Genomic DNA, 20,723 nt, shown 5'->3' on the forward strand with positions numbered 1-20,723 from the left:
TCACCATGAACAACAATAAAACTGCCTTGAACAGGCGCTCTTTCCTTAAAGCCTCGCTTTTGTCTGGCGGAGGAATGATGCTGACGGTTAGCTGGTTATCCAGTTTTAAGTCTGCCGACAAAATGGAGGCGCTGAACCTGCCCGAGCAATGGGCACAGCTTAATGGTTACATTCAGATTACGGCAGACAACAAGATTAAACTCATTTGTCCCAATCCTGAATTCGGGCAAAATGTGATGACTTCTTTGCCTATGATCATGGCCGAGGAATTGGATGCGGATTGGAAGAATGTCGCAGTTGAAATGGGGCCACATGATAATACGAAATTGGGGGCTCAGTTTACGGGCGGGAGTAATTCAGTGAGAATGTATTGGAAACCGCTTCGGGAAGCCGGGGCCGCCGCCCGGCAAATGCTGCGTGAAGCAGCGGCCCAGACGTGGAATGTGCCAGTCAGTGAAGTGACGACCAAAGCGGGCGTCTTGTCACATTCAAGCGGAAAATCAGCGAAGTATGGTGATATGGCCAGCAAAGCAGCTACCCTGCCTGTGCACAAAGATTTGCAGCTGAAAGCGCCCAAAGATTTTACGATTGTCAGAAAATCCAAAAAGAATGTAGAAGGACAGAAGATCGTAACCGGCAAGCCGGTTTTTGGATTGGATTATCGTGCAGACGGCATGTTGATCGCGATGATCCAGCACCCACCTGCTTTTGGAATAAAACTTAAATCGTTCGATGCTGTCGAAACGCTCAAAATGCCAGGCATTAAAGATGTTTTTAGCCTGAAATTATACGAGGAGGGTTTTGAGCAGGCCGGTTTTGATACCCGTACATTCAATGACTTGCTGGTAGTAGTGGGAAATACTACCTGGGAAGTGATGAATGCCCGCAAAAAGCTGGTCGCTCAATGGGAACCTGCCGGTGACGTAAAAGATACCATGGCTGGCAGAGGTGGTAAAAGGGAGGTGATTGTTCCGGGAGTGCTTGAAAGTTCAAGTACTCAGATGGAAAAAATGCAGGAATATGCAAAAAAGCCAGCCCAGCAATTGAGAAAAGACGGAGATCCCGAAGCAGCATTTAAAAGTGCAGCCCAGGTGATCGAGCGTACCTATAATGCGCCGTTTTTGGCACATAACTGCATGGAGCCGATGAATTTCTTCGCCCATGTGACAGACGAAAAAGCGTTACTTGTAGGGCCATTGCAAGCTCCTGGTTGGATAGAACCAACATTGATGAAGCTTTTGAACCTTCCGGCCGACAAGATTGAAATACAAATGACCCGCATGGGCGGAGGCTTCGGCCGCAGGGCTTACGGACATTATCTCTCGGAAGCTGCGCTGATCTCTAAAAAAGCGAAGGCCCCTATCAAACTTATGTATACACGCGAGGACGACATGACGTACGGCATTTACCGGCCTATGTACACAGCCACGTATCGCGCGGCCCTGGACGCGGACAAAAAACTCATTGCTTTTCACGTAAAAGGCGGCGGTGTACCCGAGCATCCGGTGCATGCCAATCGTTTCCCGGCAGGAGCTGTCGACAATTATCTGGCCGAAGGATGGCAGATCCCGTCCAATATTACGATAGGGGCTTTCAGGGCGCCACGATCTAATTTCAATGCGGCTGCCGAGCAATCGTTTCTGGATGAAGTGGCTGAGGCAATGGGCAAAGACCCTATTGAATTCAGATTGGAGCTTTTAAAAAGGGCGAAGGAAAATCCGGTAGGTAAGAACAATGAGTATGACCCGGGCCGATACGCTGGCGTGCTGGAACTGGTGCGTGACAAATCGAACTGGAACAAGCCGGGCAGTGAGAAGTACAACCGTGGCGTGGCTGCTTATTTCTGTCATAATTCCTATGCTGCCCATGTTGTAGATATGGTAACGAAGGATGGACAGCCTTACGTCGAGCGCGTCTTTAGCGCGATGGACTGTGGTATCGTGGTGAACCCGGACGCTGCAACCAATATGGTGCAAGGAGCGGTAGTCGATGGGATAGGTAATGCGTTTTATGGCGCTTTGACCCATAAAGACGGAGCTGCGCAGCAAACCAACTTTAACAATTACCGCATCATTCGTCACAATGAGGCTCCCAAACGGGTGGAGGTACATTTCGTGCAAAACGATCTGGACCCGACCGGCTTGGGTGAACCTCCATTTCCACCGGTATTCGGAGCAGTGGCCAATGCACTTTATAAAAATAAAGGCAGACGGTTCTATAATCAACCATTCCAGGCTGAAATGGATAAGGCTATCTGAAATTGAGATAAATCGAAGGAATAATTTGTTTATGCGTCTATTAAGCTTGGTAAAATAAGCTTAATAGACGCATTTTTTTTGCCAGACTTTGAAGCAACTATTGTTTCAAAAAAATCAATTGGTGGTCTCATCCTACTGATCATAGTTCGTTCGTGATCAACACATAAGACAACAAGAATAACCTCACCAAAAGCAGTCTTTCGCTGCTCCGCAATAAATTAACAAATTGTTAAATAGCGCTCCCTTCAAAGCACTTCTTATCGTAATTATTCAATTTTGCAGTGATAAATCTTCGTATAGTATTTACTCAAACATAACCCATTTACTGTAAAAAATTCTACACTATGCTAAGCTGCAAGAAACGGTGGTCCCGATCGGGGAACACTTTGACAAAATCGCTCGCGTGCTTTGCGTTGATCATCCTGATTAGCGGCAAGAGCTGGGGAAAGACCCATTTTGGAGCAGAAGAAGCACTTCTGTTATCTACATCCAACGCATCAACTGCCAATGCAGACCGCCAGGTAACTGGCAAAGTTACGGACGGGACTTCTTCGGAAGGATTACCCGGCGTCAATGTTGTAATTAAGGGCAGTCAAACGGGTACGGTAACGGACGTAAACGGAAGCTATTCCCTAAGCATTCCGGATGAAGGTGCCATATTGGTTTTTTCATATGTGGGTTACCTCAGTCAGGAAGTGATCGCAGGTACCAGGTCGACCATTGATTTGCAATTGGTAGCGGATTCAAAAGCACTCAGCGAAGTGGTCGTTGTTGGCTACGGAACGCAGAAGAAAGTGAACCTCACCGGCGCTGTGGACCAGGTGGGACAGGAGGTATTTCAGAACCGACCGATTTCAAACATTGCGCAAGGATTGGTTGGCGCAATACCCAATCTTAACCTGCGAATGCTGGACGGGAAGCCTACCCAATCTCCGAACTTCAACATCCGCGGTACTACTTCCATCGGACAGGGCGGAAGTGCATTGGTACTGATCGACGGTGTGGAAGGCGACCCGCGCGTACTGAACCCGAACGACATCGAAAGTGTATCCGTATTGAAGGATGCTGCGTCCGCTTCCATTTATGGTGCGCGGGCTGCATTCGGTGTGGTGCTGATCACTACCAAAATGCCGGTAGAAGGTAAGACTTCCATTTCTTATTCAGCCAACTACGCGATCAAATCACCTACCGAAGTTCCCGACAACATTACTGATTCTTATCCATGGGCGCAGGGATTCAGCGACGCATGGTCGAGGTGGAATGACAATGGCAGCACGCCGACGGCGATCAATAAAACCATCAGCTTTTCTCCCGCTTATCTTGCCGAGATCAAAAGAAGATACGAAGATCCGTCATTACCAAGGATAGAGGTGAACCCTACCACTGGTGAGTATCAATATTTTTACAGCACCGACTGGTACAAGCAACTTTACAAAGAGCGTTTCAGCGCGCAGGACCATAACCTGTCCATTTCCGGTGGTAGTGACAAGGCAACATTCTTACTGAGTGGCCGCTACAACGGGCAAAGTGGCTTGTTCCGCTACAATTCGGACAATTACAAGATGTACAATTTGCGTGCAAAAGGTAGCATTCAGCTTACCCCATGGCTGCGCATTGATAACAACACAGAGTATTCGTCCCAGAAATACCATCAGCCGCTCAACGTAGGAGAAGGCAGCGGTATTTACCGGAACATTGCCGATGAAGGCCACCCGCTGGCCCCATTGCTCAATCCTGACGGAACGCTATCTTTTTCAGCAGCTTATACTGTTGGAGACTACTATATTGGCAAGAATGCTGTTGATCAGACCCAGCGGTTTTTGAAAAACCAGATTGCCGCCAAAGCGCAATTTTTTGACAAAGCGTTGTCGATCCGTGCCAACATGACATTCCAGAGCACGGACATTGGTTCGCAGCAGAACCGCGTGCAGGTTCCTTACAGCCGCGCGAAAGGTGTGATTGGCTACACAGGTACCAATACCAACGATATCCAGGAAAGAAAAAGGACGACCAACTACCTGGCGACCAACTTCTATGCTGATTATAACAAAACATTTAATGAAGCCCACAACCTGACATTACTGGCCGGTATTAACTACGAACAGTCTGTGTACAGCAACCTTACTGCTCAGAGAAACGGGATCATTTATTCGGGTGTTGAAGACATTAACCTGGCATTGGGGCAGAGTATTGTAACCAATGGAGGTTATCAGAAATGGGCCATTGCCGGAGGGTTTTTCCGCGTGAACTACAACTTCCGCGAACGTTACTTGCTGGAAGTGAATGGGCGTTATGATGGTTCTTCGAAATTCCCTACCGATCAGCAATGGGCGTTTTTTCCATCAGCATCAGCCGGATGGAGGGTATCTGAGGAGCCGTTCTGGCAGGTTAGCCCCAAGGTGCTTTCTAATGTAAAACTGCGTGCTTCCTACGGCTCGCTTGGAAACGGTAACATCGATCCGTACACATTCAATGAGAAGTTTGCGATCGGACAGTCTGGTAGGGTTATCAATGGAATTCGTCCACAGGCAACCCGCCAGCCAAATGTAGTTCCCGATGGATTGACCTGGGAAACTTCCACAACTGGTAACATCGGTCTTGAATTCAGCAGCTTGAACAAACGCCTTACGTTTGTTGGAGACTTTTATCGCCGCTGGACATCCGATATGTTTACGTTTGGGCAGACATTGCCTGCGGTATTTGGAACGGGCGTTCCAAAAGGTAACTATGCCGACCTGAAAACCACTGGATGGGAGCTTTCGATCAACTGGGCAGACCACTTTACAATGGGTTCCAAACCATTCAATTACAGCGCGCGCTTCACACTTGCGGATTCAAAAGCGATTATTACAAAATACAATAACCCTGATAAAAACCTGACGGATTACTACGAAGGACAGCAGGTAGGGGAGATCTGGGGCTACCGCGTGGAGGGACTTTTCAGAACGCAGGCTGAAATCGCAGATTCACCTTCACAAAGCAACATCCCGAACACGAACACCAGAAAGAACTATGTGGGTGATATCAAGTTCAAAAACCTGGATGGTGACAATACGATCTATCAGGGGCAGAACCGTGTAGGAAACTCGGGTGACAAAACCATTATCGGAAACTCCGAGTCGCGCTACATTTTTGGTATGAACCTTTCGGGTGACTGGAACGGGTTTTTCGTAGCCGGACTTTTTCAGGGTGTTATGAAGCAGGACTGGTACCCATCTTCGGAAGCTCGTTTCTGGGGACAATATAACCGGCCGTACAATGCATACCCACGCTGGCAGCAAAACAACATGTTCCGCGAAGAACTTGGGAATTTCGACGCATACCTGCCGCGTCTGGTAGGCTACACGGCGCAAGGCTCAGGCCGTGCACTGCAGGTTGCCAACGACCGTTATCTGCAAAACGCAGCTTACATCAGGCTGAGAAATTTACAGATAGGCTACACGATCCCGAATAGCATTGTTTCCAAAATCCATGCCCGCGACCTGAAAGTCTATTTGTCGGCAGAAAACATCTGGACGTGGTCGCCTATGTACAAATGGACGCGTGATACCGACGTCACCAGCATTTACGGATCCGACCGTGACCTGAGCGGCGGAACCAGCGGAGATGGTTACAACTATCCAATGCTGAAAGCCGTATCACTAGGTCTGACACTCAACTTTTGATCTATCATGAAAACTATAAAGTTATATAACTACACATTGGCCCTGCTGTTGGTTTGCAGTGTCAGCTCATGCGATTTGACGGAAGTACCGGTCGAAACCGCCACCAACGAAGCCGTATTCAGCTCAGAAGGCGGCCTGGATCTTTATACCAATTCATTTTACGACCTGCTTCCCGGTACCGACGCAGGCGTATTCCAGGACGACGACAATTCAGATTTGATAGCGCGTAACGGTGTCGATAACTACCTGGCACCAGGTGCGCTGAGCCCGATCACTAGCGGTGGCTGGGTATGGACGGATCTTCGGAATATTAATTACTTTATTGAAAATGCGGAGAAAAGCTCGGTACCAACTAAAAACCATTATTTGGGTGTTGCCCGCTTTTTCCGTGCATTGTTTTATTTTGATAAGGTAAAAAGATTCGGCGATGTGCCCTGGATCGACAGAACGATACCTGTAACCGACGAAGAAACTTTGTACGGAAAGCGTCAGGACCGTTTTGAGGTAATGGACAATGTACTCGCTGACCTGAACTATGCGATTGCAAACATCACATTGACTTCTGATCCGACTGTCACGCGGATCACGAAGAATGTGGCACGTGCCTATAAAACACGTATCTGTCTTTATGAAGCGTCTTTCCGTAAGTACCACACCGAGTACAGCAAGCAGGCGACGGCTAATACCTGGTACGAAGAAGTTGTGAAGGAAGCTAATGCCATTACCGGATTTACATTGCATGAAGGAGTTGCGCCGGAAAGGGCTTACCGCGATATGTTTATTGCAAAATCCGCTTTCACAGACGAGACCATTTTGTCGGTTGCATTGAGTGCGAGTTTGCAGGTTTTCAGTTCTGCCAACCGCCGGTTTATCAGCCCTACTTATGGAAACCGTCCTAGCCTCACGCGTCGTTTTATCAATACTTACCTTAATCTGGACGGAACGCCTTTCACCAGCAAAGCCGGCTACCAGACTACACCGTTTGTAGAGGAAGTGAAAAACCGCGATCTGCGTTTGAAACAAACCATCCGCCTGGGAGATTACAAAAGAACAGAAAACGGTATTCCGGTCGTGTCTCCGCCTAATTTCAGCCAGACCTACACCGGTTACCAGCCTATTAAATGGTGCTACGACGAGCGTTTCCCATTCGATGACGAAAGCCGCAACGACAATGCGCACATTATTATGCGTTTGGGCGAAGTACTGTTGAACAAAGCCGAAGCATTGGCCGAGCTGGACAAAATGACGGCCACAGACTGGACCGCCACGATCGGTGCGCTACGTAAGAGAGCGGGCATTACCGGTGCGACCCTTACTACTGTTCCTACGGTAGCGGACCCGTATATGGTTGCGTTTTTTGGAGGTAAATTCACCAATCCGGTATTGCTTGAAGTACTTCGCGACCGGGGAGTTGAAATGATCTTTGAAGGACTTCGTCCGGATGATTTAAAGAGATGGAAACTTGGAGAGCTGTTCCAGACTGCTCCGATGAATGGCATGTACGTTCCTGCACTGGGTGAATATGACCTCAATGGTGATGGCAAGAATGACGTTTACTTTTATCAGGGGACAAAACCTACCTCATCCACTGCTGGTATCGCATTTGTGGATGTCAGTCCATCCACCGCAGTCGGAAGGTTGCAGCTTTCAAACGGTACTTCGGGAGAGATCATGTGGAACCCGGGAGCACGTGAATGGGCCGATAAAAAATATTTGTACCCAATTCCTGAGGCTGACCGTACCCGTAACGCCGCGCTGGGCCAGAACCCAGGCTGGTAAGTACTTCTTACTTATCCCTAACCGATGACCGGTAACGATCCTGGATCGTTACCGGTTGCCTTTTGTATTGGTTGGCAGCATCGGATTGGGATTCAATAAACGTTGAGAAAAGTCTTCAAGTGGCTTGGCAGCAATGCTATCTTGTCACTAAAATTTTGGTATTGCTGGTCCCGCCATTCATCCATTTAATGCTCACTACATAGTTGCCGGGAGGGATTTTGCTGATATTGACTTCATCTGAAATCGGAAGATGGGCTGTATAAACCAGTCGTCCTTCGGTCGAATACATCGCCAGCGTTTCAATGTCAGCTGCTGAGGAGCCTTTCATTTGTATTTTGAGCATATCCGAAGCTGGATTGGGATATACAAGAGTGGTCAGGATATTGTCAAAGAAAACGCTTCTGATACGGCTGTGGGCAAATGTTGCATCTCTGTCGATCATTTTGAGCCTGTAAAGATTTTCCCCGTTTTCAGGATTTGTATGGAGGAATGAATAGTCTGCCATGGTCACTGATTCTTGCCGTGCAGCGACCTGGCCAATCGTTTGCCAGGTTTTTCCATTTACGCTGTGCTCGATTTCAAAATTAGCGCTATTGGTTTCAAAACTGGTTTGCCAGGTCAAAAGCGCCTCATCCTCCTGTGCCCTCGCTTCAAAAGAAGTGAGTGTAACCGGCAATGCTCCTTCCGACTGACCTGATGCGAAAAACCCGCTGAATGAAGTGACAGGAAAAGTGACAATGTAAAAGGTGCCGTCGGTACTTAGCGTAACTGTTACATTCTTAATGATTTCCATCGAACCCGAATACGTTTCCGGCAGTCCGGTAGTGCTGGTACCATGGTATTGGACGATTTTCAGGTTTTCGGGCAATGTAGCGTTGTGGGAATTTCCGTAGGCGGCATTGTAATCATCAAATTCCTGTTTCGAGAAAAACAACGTGACATTAGCGTCATCTCCTTCATTGATCATTGTCGTCGGGGTCAGATCGAAATGCCTTTTGACAAATACTTTGCTCCCGCTTACCAGTGTCTGTCCTGCGTTGATATAAACTTTCGCATCAACATAGGCAAGCAGTGGATTTTCTCCGGCGGGTTCTATGAGTGCAAATGTTTCACAGTCTTCGGAAATTGACGTAACTCCGGCCAGGATAAGCGATTTGGTCGATTCGTTACCCATTGGAATGGCTGACGGAAGAGGCAGGTTCTGGAACTCATAAGCACCCATATCGGCTGTTTCGTTAAAAACGCGACCGTTACCATCCATGTCTTTTTCGCCGTCCGCTATATTGGTATTCTCGCTTCTGTTGATCGCAGGAGAGCAGGAACGCAATCGAAGGTCCGAACCGTCGGGGTTTACGAACTGCGGGTCAGTGTCCCCATCTAGGATTCCATAAGATTGATCGGCTCCAATTCCCTGAATAAGGCTGAAATAGATACTTAATGCGCCAAAACCCTCGTAGCCAATGCCACTGCTGTTGCCGTAAATAATGGTACCGAAGATTGCGAAATTGTCGGAATACGAGTTGGCAATAGCCCCGGCATAGGACGCAGAGTTACCAGAGATGGTGCAACCGTATATCTGAATGTCCGTTGAAAAAGCGTAAATGCCCCCACCTTCACCCTGTGGTGCCAGATTTTTTGACAACACACAATTTCTGAAGACCGTCGATCCCCCAACCGCTGCTAAGCCGCCGCCGGATTCGGTCTGGCTCTCATTGCCCATAAACAAGGTGTTCCAAATCTGCGTGTAACTGTTGTCATTGTATATGCCGCCGCCCGCTCCCTCAGCCTTGTTGTTGATAAAAGAGCAGTTAATGATTTGGAGAGAAACTCCGGAATTGTACATTCCGGCTCCCTGCGTACCAGTACCGCCTTGAATGGTAAATCCGTCCAGCAGATCGGCGTCGCTTAGTCCGTTATACTCATTGATGATTACGTTTGACCCATTTCCTTTTAAAATGGTGGCGCCTGCATCGGTTCCCCGCGGAATGCGAGCGGGACGCTGGTCAGGAGAAGTTTCGCTGCCTGTGAAGCCTCCGTAAAATTTGACACCGGGAATCATTGAAAACGATGCACCCGCGTCGGCCACGTATTCCCCTTGTGCCACCCAGATCTGGTCACCGTTCGTTGCTTGGGCCAATGCGGACTGTAAAGTGTTGAAAGCGTCGCCCCAGGTTTCTCCCTTGGGGTTGGGCGCTGTACTGGAAGCCGACACGTGCCAGATCGTGGGCCTGGCTATTTCAAAAGCTCCGAGGTCGATGGTGAAATTGGATACGCGCGTTGCTCCACGGATATCGGCGGGATGGTTGTCTTGATTTAAAGGGAATATCGCCAGGTCCGTGGCCGGGTTTCCGGCATTCAAAGCAGGGCTTGTTGCCAGCTGGCTGTAATCACCGCCACCGGCATTGGCAAATTGAGGATCGGCATCAATCGTATTCGTCGACCCTGGAAAACCGCCCTGCAACAGGTTATAGGAGACATTGGGTACGCCGGTTGATCCCGGTACTGTCCCAATGCTACTGACATCGTTATTCCAGATAATGCAATTCTGAATGGTAGGGGCCGATGTTGATGTATTGCAAATACCGCCTCCCAAGGCCGTACCACTGGAAACCTTGTTTTCTGTGATCGTACAATTCAGGATAAGCGGTGATGAATTTTCATTGTAAATAGCGCCACCGCGGCTCTGTTCCGTACCTGATGCTTTATTGTTTGCAAAAATACATTGCACAATGGTCGGATTGGAATTGAGGTTAAATATAGCCCCGCCTCTTGCAATGGCCATTGCAGGATCGGACTCATTTTCGCTGAAAATACAATTGGCAATGACGGGATTGGAGTCCTTGTTGTAAATGCCACCTCCATTGCTTGTGGTGGCTCCGGCAAATCCGGTGCCTTCTTTGATATAAAACCCGTCAATAAGTGCGGTATTGTCAATGCCATCATTATAAACCACGCTGGTGCCATTGCCTTTAAGGATGGTTTGGTTTTCGAAAATGTCCCGTTCGGTAATCGAACTTTCGGACCCATCAAAGCCCCCGAAAATCTTTACATTTTCCACCATACCAAATGATTCGTCGGCTGCCGGAGAATAACTGCCTTTTGCCACCCATATCTGTTTTACATTGATGGGCCGTAAGGCAGCCTCCAGCGACTGGGACACTTCCCTGAGTGCTTTGTTCCAGCTGCTGCCGTCGCCAGAAGCGGATACAGTTTTGTTTACAAATAAAATACCGTTTGCATCGGGCACCGCCTCATCAGCCGGACTGTAAGCCGATACAGATCCATTCACGACAAAATCATCAATGTGAGAGTAGTTCTGATGATTATCCGTCCCGTTGGTGACTACGACTTTGATGGTGATGGTATTGCGAAGTTTTGATACGGTTTTGGTTTGTGTGGTGCTGGTGACACTGGTGGTAGAATTAAATGAATTTCCATAATTCTCGTTGTTGAGCGTAATGCGAAAACTTGCATTGTCTCCCGACATTCTTCGTAGCGAAATGCTGGTGATCTTGGCCTGATAAGCGTCTGCCATTTTCAGCGTGAGTATATACGTGTGGTTTCGTCCCAAAAGCGCTAGTCCCTGACTACTGCCATCGCTCCGGAAATAGAGCGAACCGCCGGTGGCCGACCAGGTAGCAGAGGTTATCCGGCTATTCTTTATCTGCGGATTATTCAGGTTACTATTGTTGAAATTATGGCTGTAAAGTTGTCCGAAGGCTCCGCTATTGGCTGTGAACGCCAGCAGTAGCATTGCAAACAGTGCTTTGATGAGGCATTCTGAAATTAGCCGTAAAGGTCTTGATTTCATGTGGTAAGATTTTAATTTGTGTGATAGGACTACTGCTGGTTTTATTTGGACAATATTCGTTTGTTGAGGAGGGATTCATTGTCAATTTTTCGCCAAAAACTGTTCAATTTTCGTCATGGCCGAGCGCTAACTTCTAATTTTCATTTTATCTTAGCATCAAACTGTAACAGACATTTTCCCTTGCAGGCATTGACCAGTTTTCGCACACATTCAAAATATCACCGCACAGACCACGCTGTGTTTGTTGCAAAAAATCGGATGTTTTCCATTGTTGTGGCCTTGCTTTTGAGCTTAGCGTGGCCATTCTCAGAGGCTGTGGCCCAGTCGGCGAGCTTTCCCCAACCCGAAATCCTGGGATCCAAACAGGGCTTGCCACAAGGTTTTATCCCGGCAATTGTGCAGGATTCGAGAGGATTTATCTGGATCGCCACCCGTGACGGCCTGTGCCGGTTCGACGGTCACAAATGCAAAGTTTTCCAGCCCGAAGAGGGAGCAGGGCCCTCGCTTTCGTCGCTTGGACTGGAAGGAATGCTGACCGGCCCGAATAACAAAATCTGGATTGTGACCGATCGCGGGGACATTGATGTTTTTGATCCGCTGAAAGAAACTTTTACTAACTATTCAAAGCAACCTTTTTACCGGAAAGCATTCGGGAAGGCATTGCTGAAAAATTTGTTCCTCGACAAACAAGATAGGCTCTGGCTCGCTTTTAATGAGCCCGGCATTGCCTCCATTGATCTCAATAGCAATAAAATCAAGTGGTATAGTAGTAGGGCGGGAGAGTCCGGTTCTATCGCTAAAAGTACATTCAGGGATATCATTGAGGACCGTTATGGTATGATGTGGGTAGCCACAACGAAAGGTATTTTTCAGCTTGCGAAAAACTCAGACAGGTTTGTGAAGTATCGCCCTGAGGATAAGGTATTTGAAAAAATTGACAAAAAAATCTACGCGCTGAAAGAGCGGCATAATGGCGACTTTTTGTTGCTGTCCGAGGATAAGGTGACCGTTTTAAAGCCTGGTACAGGGCAAACAACCGACTATCCTGCCGTAACCGATACCAAGGGAAGGTATAAACACTACATTGTTACGGATAGTAAAGGGAATAATTACTTCCACCGCATGAACCTGCTGTATCGTTTTGATGATAGGGAGGGTTTGAAGGAATTGCCCGGTCAGGCCGATATTTCTGAATTCAAAAGCTTGCTGATTGACCGCTCAGATGTGCTATGGGCGGGCAGTAATGGGCAGGGTGTTCTTAAATATAACCTGAGGGCGGGTTACTTCAAAGCACTTCCTTACCGGCTCGACTTCATCAAAGATCTTTTTGGAAGCTTTTTGGGGATGCCGGAAAGTCAGCTTACGACTTTGGCCCCCGACTTATTTACCTACAATTTCCGGTATACAATTGATAGGGAACAAAATATCTGGTTCAATGGCGGACGTACGCCGTTTTATAAATTTAATCCAAAATCCAAACAACTTAGCGTGGTCCCATTTCCCGTAGAGATCCGGGATATCAAGCGGGCGGATTTGCCGATAGCCATGTCAACAGATCCGAATGGCCGGATATGGGCGGTTTATGACTCCCTGGCGATGTATTATGAAAATGGGCTGTGGCATTCTTTTCAGCACAAACTTCGGCCCCAGATCCAATCCGGTATCTTACAGATTGTCGCTGATAACCAGGCATTATGGATTGCAACCACCGTTAAGGGCCTTTACAGGCTGGACCTTACCAGCGGCAAAATTCGTCAGTTCAGTCATCATTCGGCAGATACCAATTCTTTGAGCAGTGACAATCTGTATTGTCTGTTCAGTGATCCGCTCAACGACAACCTGCTTTGGGTCGGCACATTTGGTGGCGGAATGTGTAGTTTTAATAAGCAGACAGGCCATTTCAGACGGTTAACAAAGAAAAATGGTTTGCCGAATGATGTCGTCTATGCAGCCATTCCCGATCGTCGGGGCAATGTGTGGGTGGCCACTAACCAGGGACTTTCGCAGGTTAACAGGAATACTTTCAAGGTCCGTACCTACACGAGAGAGGATGGGTTGATGGCGGATGAGTTTAACCGTTTCCATTTTTTGCAGTTGCCCGACGACCGGATTTTTCTCGGCGGGGTAGAAGGTATTACCGCATTTGACCCTCGCCAGACCAATGAAGACCGGTACCAGCCCCTCATTCAGATCACCTCGATAGCCGTGAACAATCATTTACTCTCAAAAGGGCCGCTGACCAAAGAAGTACCTATTTCGGCACTCACGAGTCTGGAACTGAACTATGATCAAAACTTCATTACCATTGATTTTGCGGCGATGCAGTTCAACAGAGTGGGAAAAATAAAATACAGGTATCAACTTGCAGAACTGGAAGAGCATTGGACGGAGACCGAAGAGCCGGTTACAAAATATACGGATCTGAGGCCTGGTAAATACGTTTTGCGGTTGAATGCCTCTAATACCATCGGTGAGTGGAGCAGCCAGATCAGGACGCTGAGCATTACCATACACCCTCCCTGGTGGCAAACGTGGTGGGCGTATCTATTGTATGCAGGTATCCTGATATCAATCATTTATGCAGCTGTCCAAACTTATGTAAACCGGCTGAAACTGAAACAATCCATCGCTTTTTCTCAAAAAGAAATGGTTTTGAAACAAAAGGAATCCGAACAGCTCCGCGAGGTAGACGAGATGAAAACCAGGTTCTTTTCAAACATTACGCACGAATTCCGTACCCCACTCACGCTAATACTGGCGCCCACAGACCAGATGTTGCAGGAGCCGAGAGATACCAATGATGCCAATCGTCTCGCATTGATCGGGCGAAATGCACAGCAATTGCTGGGCCTGGTCAACCAGTTGCTCGATCTGTCCAAGCTGGAATCGGGTACTATGAAAGTAGCTGAAACCCAAAGTGATCCGGCAGAGTTCATTGAAGGAATTGTACAGACTTTTGAGATCACTGCAAAATCAAAAAACATTCAGCTGTCATTCGAAGCCGATGCTCGTGGGAAATATTATTGGTTTGATCATGAGAAACTGGAACGGATCATGAATAACCTCATTGCCAATGCTGTGAAATTTACCAATGAAAATGGTCGGGTGAGTATTGTATTGGAAACACGGGCCGTGGGAGTACGTATATTGGTCAGCGATACAGGTATTGGCGTTCCTCCCGAGCTGGCGGGTCATATTTTTGACAGGTTTTTCCAGGCCGAAACCGATGGCTACCAGCAAGGCAGCGGGATCGGGTTAGCCATTGTCAAAGAACTGATTGAACTACAAAACGGCACCATTAGGCTCGATAATGATATCAATGGTTTTAAGACGATGTTTACTCTCTCGCTTCCATATCGACTCGCGGCACCTGCGCAAAAGGATCAGATTTTCTATCCCGTTGCAGAGCTGATCAATACTGAAATGTCGCCAGTGCCCGACGAAACGATCCAGAAGATTCTCTTGGTAGAGGATAATAACGAACTAGCTGGTTTCATTGCGGGTAGTTTTGGGGCGGGTTACCATTTTTATCATGCCGAAAATGGTCAGGAAGGCATTGATATGGCACTTAGCTTCATGCCCGACCTGATTATCAGTGATGTGATGATGCCTGTTATGGACGGTTATGAATTTTGTCAAAAGATCAAATCCGATCTGCAGACGAGCCATATTCCTGTCATTTTGCTGACTGCCAAGTCCGCCATGGAAAGCCGGTTGGAAGGGTTAGGACGGGGAGCAGATGATTACATTACTAAGCCTTTTCACCTGCCCGAGCTGACATTGAGGATAAAAAACCTCCTGCAAAGGCAGCGCAGGTTGCATGACTTGCTATATATGCGTTTTGCCTCGGCCGACGATTTGTCTGTGGCTGAGCAAGACGAAATAACCGATCCATTTTTGATCCGCCTGCATGCAATACTGGATGAAAACCTGGAAAACCCAGATTTTGGCGTCAATGAGTTGGTTCGGGAAATAGGAATGAGCAATAGCAGCCTCAACCGCAAACTGAAAGCACTCACCGGAATCGCTGCAGTGGAACTGATCCGCAATTACCGGCTGAAAAAGGCCGCGGGTTACCTCTCGGACGGGATGCCTATTTCGGAAGCTGCTTACCAGGTTGGGTTCGATAATCTGTCCTATTTCGCGAAGTGTTTTCGTGATTTATTTCAAATGTCCCCACGCGATTTCGCAGCTATGAGTTGACTTAATGATGGTCAGCGTTTCTCACCGGTAGATCAAAGCCCTGATATGCTTTTAGTTTTTGATAAACAACGGTTACATTTGATCAATTACAACTTAACTTCAAATCCAGCCAGGGAATATCAGAAACAATCCAAAGTGTCATCACATTAGCCACCTAATCAATAAACTTAATGCTTAACGCATTCTTTACCCGATCTCTTACGCTTTGTATCCTCTCTTTGCTACTACCCTTAAAAACGATTTTCGCTCAGTCGGCTGAAAAATATTATTTGATCAAGGCCGGGCAGATGTATGATTCGGAGAAGAATGAATTCCTTAAAAACAAACAAATACTGGTTAAGGGAAATACCATTCTGAAAGTCGGTGATAAATTGGATACGCCGCCGGGTACTACTGTTCTGGATTACGGGAATGCTACCGTCACGCCGGGTTTAGTTGATGCTCACTCACACTTACTTTTTCGGCAGGGTGCTACCGAAAATGCGGCCTATGACGGTATAATGAACTCTCCGGAAACAAGGGTATTAAGGGCCGTGGGATATGCGAAAAGCTATCTGAATGCAGGGTTTACTTCGATCCGTGATCTGGGGAACTCTGAACAATATCTGGACCTGGAAGTCAGAAATGCGATCGAGAGAGGTGATTTTCCTGGCCCCAGAATGGTAGTTTCCGGCCCGATTATCAGCGCAATGGATGGACAATTGTATGGGATGCCGGTTAAGGAATTTGATAAATATTCGAGCAAAGAGTATTCGATGGTGAGCGGTGTTGAGGAAGCAGCAAAGGCCGTAAAGGAACATATCGCTCGTGGTGTGGACGTGATCAAAATAACAGCAATTGGAAATCGTCTTGTTCTAACTTTGGAGGAAATGAAGGCAATCGTGCAGGCTGCCCACAGGGAAAGGGTAAAAGTAACGGCACATTGCGAACGGGATTGGGCGGTACATGCGGCCATTGAAGCGGGTGTTGACGGGTTGGAGCATGGCTATGGTTTCACACCGTCCACCCTCGATACTATCGCCAAAAGAGGTATATACCTTGTCCCGACCGACGGTTCTGTGGATCTCAGGGAGAGATACCTGAAAGGGGAAAATATTGCATTTAATGACCAGGAGATCAGGAAAAATTTCAAGCCATTGCACGACAGAATCAAAGCTGCGCATAAGGCCGGCGTATTGATCGTGGCTGGTTCGGATGCTTACGTTGACTTCCATATACCAAGAGGAGAAATGGCCAAGTATACTATTTCCGGTTATTTTGAGGCAGGGTTGTCGGCCGCTGACGTGTTAAAAACAGCAACTTATAATGCTTCGATTGCTTTGGGAATGAAGGGCCAGATCGGCGTCATCAAAGAGAATACCATGGCGGATATATCGGTTTTTAACGGGGATATGCAAAAGGATTTTAAGAAAGCTCTTTTTGAAGTCAAAATGGTGATGAAAAACGGGGTAGTGGAGTATCAGAATTAATGGCCGACCACCGGGATTATACTGCCCGGTGGCGGGTGAATTATCTCCTTATTTTATCATAGTTCTCGCTTTATCCGCGCGTTCCTTGGCGTCGGCGAGTCCCATTGCTGCGGCTTTATCATAGTATTCGGCAGATTTTGCATACTCTTTATTGTTCAGGTAAAATTCTGCCATGCTGTCGTAGGCATTCGCTTCTTTCGGTGCGAGGGCAATGTACTTCTCCAAAGCTTCTTTGGCTTTATCCATTTCCTTTTTCTCCATATACAGATAACCCATCGTGTTGTAGTTGGGTGCAAATTTCGGGCTCAGTTTTGCCAGTTTTTGGGCATAGTCCATGGCGGCGTCGACGTCCTTATCGGAGTAAAATGAATATAATGAAGCCCATTCCAGCGCTTGCGGTGTTTTCGGGTAAGCGGCTACCAGCGCTTTCATAGTTTCACCTGCTTTTGAAGCTGTGTCTGCCTTCCACTTTACGATCAATTGACGCATTATTTTTTCCGCCTCGTTGAGGTTGGTTTCATCCAGGGCCAAAGTCTTGTCTGCGATGCCTGGTCTGGTGGCACGGGATGCGTACTGCATAGCATATACGTGGGCCATGAAGAAATTCGGATCTTCGGCCAGCGCCTTGTCAACTTCTGCTTTACCTTCCTTGAAATGGACATTTGCATACAACTCAGCGGCACGATGCAGAGACGCGATGGCCGGTTTAGAGGTGGATGACACGGGCAGGTAAAAATCCTGGGCTGATGCGATGGTGACGCTTCCCAAAAGGAGCGCGATTACAGCAAATAAAATTTTCATAGATAGATGGACGTTTGAGTTTACTGTTACATCCAAGCTACCTCGAATGCGTTGCCATACCAAGTGTGCCAGGACGAACGCAGTCTTTTACTGTCCGAAGGTGCCCAGTTTTTTACCGAAGGAAAATTGTCAGGGCGGTTGCCCGATTTTTGACAGGAATAGGTAGACTTTAAATAGTCGTGAATCGTTTCAGTAGCCCCTCCCGCAGGTTGTGGCTGAGTGGGATCGATTTACCCATTACACTGACGTGCCCGTCACTCACTTCATCCACTTGCGTCAGGTTCACCAGATAGGATCGGTGCACCCTTACAAAATGATTGGCAGGAAGTTTATCTTCCATTACCTTCAGTGTCGTTGTCATCAGGTACTCTTTGTTCGCTGTGAAAAGGTGGCAGTAGTTGCGATCGGCTTCCACGTAGAGAATATCAGCGATGAAGATTTTGACGATCTTTTCACGGAGGCGGACAAAAATCCGGTCACTCAGGACAAACGGTTTATTGGAGTTATCATTCGAAGCGGGATGATGTTCATCGGCCAGGCGGGTGACGGCCAGTTCAATAGTACGCTGCAGCTCAACGGGCCGTATTGGTTTGGAGATAAAGGCATAGGGGCGGGTGTTCTTGGCCCGGGTAAAGGTAGCCTCATCGGTATTGGTCGTGACGTAAATGATCGGGATGTTCCACCGCTGGTGGATTGCCTGGGCCGTTTCGATGCCGTCGAGCAGGCCTTTGAGGCTGATATCGAGTAAAATCAGATCGGGTCGGTCGGTTTCGACGTGCCGGATAGCTTCTTCACCCCGAAGGACAATCCCGCTCACCTCATAGCCGAGTTTGCTGAGCTGCAGGGCGATGTCAGCGGCAACAATCATGTCATCTTCCACAATGAGCAACTTTACGGCGATGTTCATGGTATCTGATTAAAATTCGTCAAAACTTAGGGCGCAAATCCACTCACTTCCGTTTGGCGAAAACAGAAGTCGAACTACTAATGTCCACAAAAACAGCGGGAAAGCAGTTTTGTTAGGGTGAAAAAATACAAAAAATACCAAACATAGTACTACGATAGTGCCTCCGATCCTGCAAGAATCCGGTCGCGATGCTGCTTGCCCCATTTATGCATTGCAATAATCACGTCCGACAGCGTGTCGCTGTAAGGAGTAAGTGCATACTCCACCGTCACTGGCTTCGTGTTGCAGACCGTCCGGGTCACCAAGCCATTCATTTCCAATTCCTGTAATTCCTTAGATAAAATCCGCGGGGAAATTTGCGCCTCCCGGGACAGCTCACGAAATCTCCTCTTTCCATCCCTTAGTATCGAGATCAAAACCAGCTTCCATTTGCCGCCAACCACATCCAGGGTGTCCTGAATCGTCATTCTTGCCTTCGGGCAATGATCATTGTCGCCAGTGATGCATACGTGTTCCTTTGTCATGATATCCTTTTTGTAACTGGTATCCTTTATGTAACAGATAACAAAAGTATAACAACCCGCAGTAATTTTGCTATTGTTCAGGCAAAAAAAGAAATCGCCGGACCTAAATGGAAGCTGTTATAATCAAAAAAGTGGATAGTACCAGTTTCATGTGCCACAGCCCGCATACAGATTTTATATAATTTAAATCAATTTAAAATGAATCTTTTAAGCCCAGTAACATTAGGAAACCAAGTCCTTAAAAATAGCATGGCGATGGCCCCTATGACCAGGAGCCGCTCGACGGACGACGGTGTGGTGAGCGATTTGGCCGTGTTATATTATACCCAAAGGGCATCTGCGGGACTGATTATCACGGAAGGTATCAATATTTCAGAGCAAGCGAAGGGGAGTCCGTGGACACCTGGTCTTTACACCCGGGAGCAGATTGATGCCTGGAAAAAAGTAACGGAAGCTGTTCACCAAGCAGGAAGTGTGATCTATGCCCAGCTTTGGCATACGGGCCGGGTTGGACATACCTCGGTCAGAAATGTGGCGTTGCCGGTTGCGCCTTCGGCGGTTGTCATCGAGGGGCAGCAGCATTTTACAGGAGCCGGAATGGCCGATTACGAAACCCCTGAAGCATTAAGCCTGCAAGAGATCAGACAAATCGTTCAGGATTACAGGCAAGCTGCGATTAATGCAATGGAAGCCGGTTTCGACGGCGTAGAACTGCATGCCGCATTCGGTTATTTACCAAACCAGTTCCTGGCTGAAAGCGCGAACCATAGGACTGACGACTACGGCGGAAGTATTGAAAATCGCAACAGGTTCACATTAGAGGTAATGCAGCAGCTGGTTGACGCTGTCGGAGAAGACAAAGTCGGGATCAAATTGTCTCCTGCAATCCCTTATAACAGTATCATTCACGACGATCCGATCACGCAGTTCACCGCATTGATCATCGAATTGGACCGGATGCCACTGGCTTATATACACCTGATGAATGCAGGTTTTCCGGCAGACATGTTCCCCCATTATCCGACAAATATTTTAGAGACATTTGGTACGCTCACGCGCCATACCGTTATCGGCAATATGGGCTACGACGGAGAAACAGGGGAGAAGGAACTCGAAAAAGGCATCGCGAAAATCATTTCTTACGGCGCGTTATATCTGGCAAATCCCGACCTTCCCAAACGCTTTGAATTGAAAGCAGAACTGAATCAGGCGGATAGGGCAACTATGTTCGGCGGTGGTGAACACGGATATACGGATTATCCGTTCCTGGATGTTGCCTAACCCATGTTCCATCCCGACGTCATTG

10 protein-coding genes are annotated in these 20,723 nt (G+C 47.7%); 6 read left to right on the top strand and 4 right to left on the bottom strand.

Features of this window, described 5'->3' with window-relative positions; translation table 11 throughout:
- Positions 1 to 5 precede the first annotated feature (5 nt).
- From ON006_RS01685 to ON006_RS01695, 3 genes are all read left to right on the top strand, one after another.
- A complete protein-coding gene (locus ON006_RS01685) occupies positions 6 to 2,258 on the top strand; it encodes a xanthine dehydrogenase family protein molybdopterin-binding subunit (protein ID WP_244823380.1) in 2,253 nt (750 codons plus the stop codon).
- A 386-nt stretch (positions 2,259 to 2,644) separates the two neighbouring features.
- Entirely contained in the window at positions 2,645 to 5,923 is a 3,279-nt protein-coding gene (locus ON006_RS01690; protein WP_267609943.1) for a SusC/RagA family TonB-linked outer membrane protein, read from the top strand.
- A gap of 6 nt (positions 5,924 to 5,929) precedes the next feature.
- Positions 5,930 to 7,702 (top strand): RagB/SusD family nutrient uptake outer membrane protein, encoded by a 1,773-nt coding sequence (locus ON006_RS01695; RefSeq protein WP_244823382.1) that lies wholly within the window; start codon positions 5,930 to 5,932, stop codon positions 7,700 to 7,702.
- A gap of 136 nt (positions 7,703 to 7,838) precedes the next feature.
- Here ON006_RS01695 and ON006_RS01700 read toward each other — a convergent pair whose 3' ends face one another.
- Positions 7,839 to 11,513: a choice-of-anchor Q domain-containing protein gene (locus ON006_RS01700; RefSeq protein ID WP_244823383.1), complete on the bottom strand. Its 3,675-nt coding sequence runs from the start codon at positions 11,511 to 11,513 to the stop codon at positions 7,839 to 7,841.
- A 258-nt stretch (positions 11,514 to 11,771) separates the two neighbouring features.
- On the opposite strand from ON006_RS01700, the gene ON006_RS01705 reads away from it, so the two are divergent.
- On the top strand, positions 11,772 to 15,716 hold the full coding sequence (locus ON006_RS01705) for a hybrid sensor histidine kinase/response regulator transcription factor (RefSeq protein ID WP_244823384.1): 3,945 nt from the start codon (positions 11,772 to 11,774) through the stop codon (positions 15,714 to 15,716).
- Between the two features lie 170 nt (positions 15,717 to 15,886).
- Positions 15,887 to 17,185 (top strand): amidohydrolase family protein, encoded by a 1,299-nt coding sequence (locus ON006_RS01710; RefSeq protein WP_244823385.1) that lies wholly within the window; start codon positions 15,887 to 15,889, stop codon positions 17,183 to 17,185.
- Between the two features lie 48 nt (positions 17,186 to 17,233).
- On the opposite strand, the gene ON006_RS01715 is transcribed toward ON006_RS01710, so the two are convergent.
- The 3 genes from ON006_RS01715 to ON006_RS01725 form a co-directional block, all read right to left on the bottom strand.
- Positions 17,234 to 17,986, bottom strand: a complete 753-nt coding sequence (locus tag ON006_RS01715; RefSeq protein WP_244823386.1) for a tetratricopeptide repeat protein — start codon at positions 17,984 to 17,986, stop codon at positions 17,234 to 17,236.
- Positions 17,987 to 18,155: 169 nt separating this feature from the next.
- Positions 18,156 to 18,893 (bottom strand): LytR/AlgR family response regulator transcription factor, encoded by a 738-nt coding sequence (locus ON006_RS01720; RefSeq protein ID WP_244823387.1) that lies wholly within the window; start codon positions 18,891 to 18,893, stop codon positions 18,156 to 18,158.
- 149 nt (positions 18,894 to 19,042) lie between these two features.
- Positions 19,043 to 19,417 (bottom strand): winged helix-turn-helix transcriptional regulator, encoded by a 375-nt coding sequence (locus ON006_RS01725; RefSeq protein ID WP_244823388.1) that lies wholly within the window; start codon positions 19,415 to 19,417, stop codon positions 19,043 to 19,045.
- Positions 19,418 to 19,615: 198 nt separating this feature from the next.
- Between ON006_RS01725 and ON006_RS01730 the strand changes: the two genes are divergently transcribed.
- On the top strand, positions 19,616 to 20,698 hold the full coding sequence (locus ON006_RS01730; protein WP_244823389.1) for an alkene reductase: 1,083 nt from the start codon (positions 19,616 to 19,618) through the stop codon (positions 20,696 to 20,698).
- Positions 20,699 to 20,723 lie beyond the last annotated feature (25 nt).

Origin of the sequence: Dyadobacter pollutisoli, from assembly GCF_026625565.1 — a bacterium.
GTDB classification, from domain to species: domain Bacteria; phylum Bacteroidota; class Bacteroidia; order Cytophagales; family Spirosomataceae; genus Dyadobacter; species Dyadobacter pollutisoli.